The 2,578-nt window shown below is 63.0% G+C and carries 2 protein-coding genes; one reads left to right on the top strand and one right to left on the bottom strand.

Annotation, left to right across the window (positions count from 1 at the left end):
- The coding region (locus tag J0A65_RS22290) for a LysR family transcriptional regulator (protein WP_206596515.1) at positions 1–801 on the bottom strand (801 nt) is incomplete at its 3' end.
- Between the two features lie 102 nt (positions 802–903).
- On the opposite strand from J0A65_RS22290, the gene J0A65_RS22285 reads away from it, so the two are divergent.
- The gene (locus tag J0A65_RS22285) at positions 904–2,568 is read left to right on the top strand and encodes an amidohydrolase (protein WP_206596514.1); all 1,665 of its coding nucleotides are present in this window, start codon (positions 904–906) and stop codon (positions 2,566–2,568) included.
- Positions 2,569–2,578 lie beyond the last annotated feature (10 nt).

Raw genomic sequence — 2,578 nt, 5'->3', positions numbered from 1 at the left:
CATGGCCAAACCTGCCGCCTGGGGCAAGTCGACCACCTGGCCGCTGGCCAACTCAGCGGCCACGGCTTGCCGCCAGGTCAACAACAGCTCGTTGCTCGCGAGCAACCGCCGCCGCAACAGACCCAGGTCACTGCAGGTCAGACGCACCGGTAGTTGCGCGGCATCGATATGCAGCAGGCTGCACAACCGCTGAGCAATACTGGCGTCGAAGCGCACACAACTCCAGGGATAGTCGAGCAAGCACGCAGGCGTGATGGCCGCGCCATTAAGCAAAGGATGCTGCGCACGGCAAAACAATGAGGCTGCCTGTGCCGGCAGCTCATGCACAACGAAACGGCTATCCTCGACCAGTGGCCTGGCGTAGGCGACGAAGAACTCGATACGCTCGGCCAGCAGTGCCTCGCGCAAAGCCTCCCAGTGATTGACTTCGATATCCAGGCGAACCTCGCTGCCCGCAGGCTGCAGTTGCTCGATCAGCCGTTCAAGCCGGTCAGCCTCCACCAACTGACTGACCCCGAAAGCCAGACGCCCAGCCTGCAGCCCACGCAACTCATCAACCTCGAATTGCAGACAGGTGGCCTGGGCGATCAGCTCGCGAGCGCGCGCAACGATCTGTCGACCGGCGGCCGTCAGGCTCACCCGACGCGTGTCGCGGTCGAACAAACGCACGCCCAGCTCGCGCTCCAGGGTCTGGATGCTACGACTGAATGCGGTCTGCGACAGGTTCGCGCGCTGCGCAGCCCGAGAGAAGTGCAACTCCTCGGTCAACAGCAGTAGGTGCTGCAAGCGTTTCAAGTCCATTCAGGCACCACCTGCATCAATAAGACTGCAATTTTGCATTGGACGACCTTATAGCCCAGCCAGCAGGATGCGTCATCGCCCTGAAGGTATCGCCTATCATCCATGCTCCTGCGTGCCCTGATACTCGCCAGCTTTACGTTGCTCGCCGCCTGCCAGCCATCAGCCCCTCAGCTGATCTTCGTCGGCGGTCCGATTCTGACCGTCGACCCAGAGGATCGGGTGGTCGAAGCACTGGCAGTGCAGGATGGTCGCATCCTCGCCACAGGCTCACGCCAGCAGATACTGGCGCTGGCAGGATCTGACAGCGAGATCGTCGATCTGCACGGCAAGACCCTGCTACCTGGGCTGATCGCCGCACACGAACACCCGACCCTCAGCGCCCTGTTCGCGGGCGCAGTGGATCTGTCCGGTTTCACTCATCGTGATAATCAATCGGTTTGGCAGGCGCTACGCCAGCGCGTGGCAAGCACTGCGCCGGGCGAATGGGTGTACGCCGTCGGCCTCGATCCGATCCTGGTGCCGGATCTGCAGATTCCACCCCGCCAGCAGCTCGATCAGTTGGCGCCAAACAACCCGGTGCTGCTGATCGGACAGAACCTGCACTCGTTCTGGGCCAACTCGCGCGCCTTCGCCGTTGCTGGTGTGGATCGCCACACCCCGAACCCGAGCGCGGCCTCCTACTACCAGCGCGACGACCAGGGCGAACTGACCGGGATGATCGTCGAAACCCAGGCAGCCAGGCCCTTCATGACCGAGCTCAGACGCCCCTGGGCACTGCTGCAGCGCTATGAGCGCACGCTCGATGATTTGCTAGCCAATGGCTTCACCACGGTGGCATCGCTGGGCTACAACGTGCCGCCGCTGATGGCACGCTACGCCGCGCTGCGCCACTGGCGACCACGCATCCGCCAATACTTCTATCTGACCGAACAGGAACTCGATGCCCTGCCAGAAAGCCCTGACAACGGCTCGGACAGCTTCGCCGTGCTCGGCGTCAAACTCTGGGCAGACGGTTCGCCCTACACTGGCAGCATGTTCAGCCGTAGCGCCTACCTCGACAGCCCGCTGAACCGCACCCTGGGCATCACGCCCGGCAGCTACGGCCAGCCATTGCTCGGTGTGGCGGCACTGCGCGAAAAAATCGAGCACTACAATCGCGCCGGCTGGCAGGTCGCGATCCACAGCCAGGGCGATGCCTCACTGCTCGAAGTGGCCCGAGCCCTCGAACAGGCCGCGCCACTGAGCGGGCAAGCCCCAGCCGTACGTCTGGAACACGCCATCGAACTACCGAAGCCGCTGATGCCGGAGCTGACCGCCCAAGGCGTGGCCGTGTCGTTTCATATCAACCACCTGCTCTATTACGGCGATGCCTTGCAGGACTCGGTGATAGGTCGCTTCATGACTCAACGCAGCCTGCCTGTGCGCAGCGCCTTCAGCGCCGGCCTGCACCCCACCTTGCATGCGGACAGCCCGATGTTTCCGGCCCAGCCTTTCAGCCTGATGCATACGGCGATGCTCAGGCGTAGCCAGAGTGGTACTCCAATCAACCCCAGCGAGGCCATCGACGCCCACCAGGCGCTGCGCGCCATGACCATAAACGCGGCCTACCAACTGCGCCAGGACTCACTCCTGGGCAGCCTGGAACCAGGCAAATGGGCGGACTTGACGGTGGTCAGCGACAATCCTTATCGGATACCGCCAACGCAATTGCAGCAGATGCGGGTCAACGCCGTTTACCTGGGTGGGCGCCAGGTATACGGCGACTGACAACAAAAGG

It is taken from the genome of Bowmanella yangjiangensis (genome assembly GCF_017255015.1).
In the GTDB taxonomy this organism is placed as follows: Bacteria; Pseudomonadota; Gammaproteobacteria; order Enterobacterales; family Alteromonadaceae; genus Bowmanella; species Bowmanella yangjiangensis.
This window is presented reverse-complemented; position numbering and strand designations above follow the sequence as displayed.

Bases quoted from the DNA above. Each gene is read 5' to 3' on its own strand.
- J0A65_RS22285 (WP_206596514.1), top strand. From the start codon at position 904: ATGCTCCTGCGTGCCCTGATACTCGCCAGCTTTACGTTGCTCGCCGCC.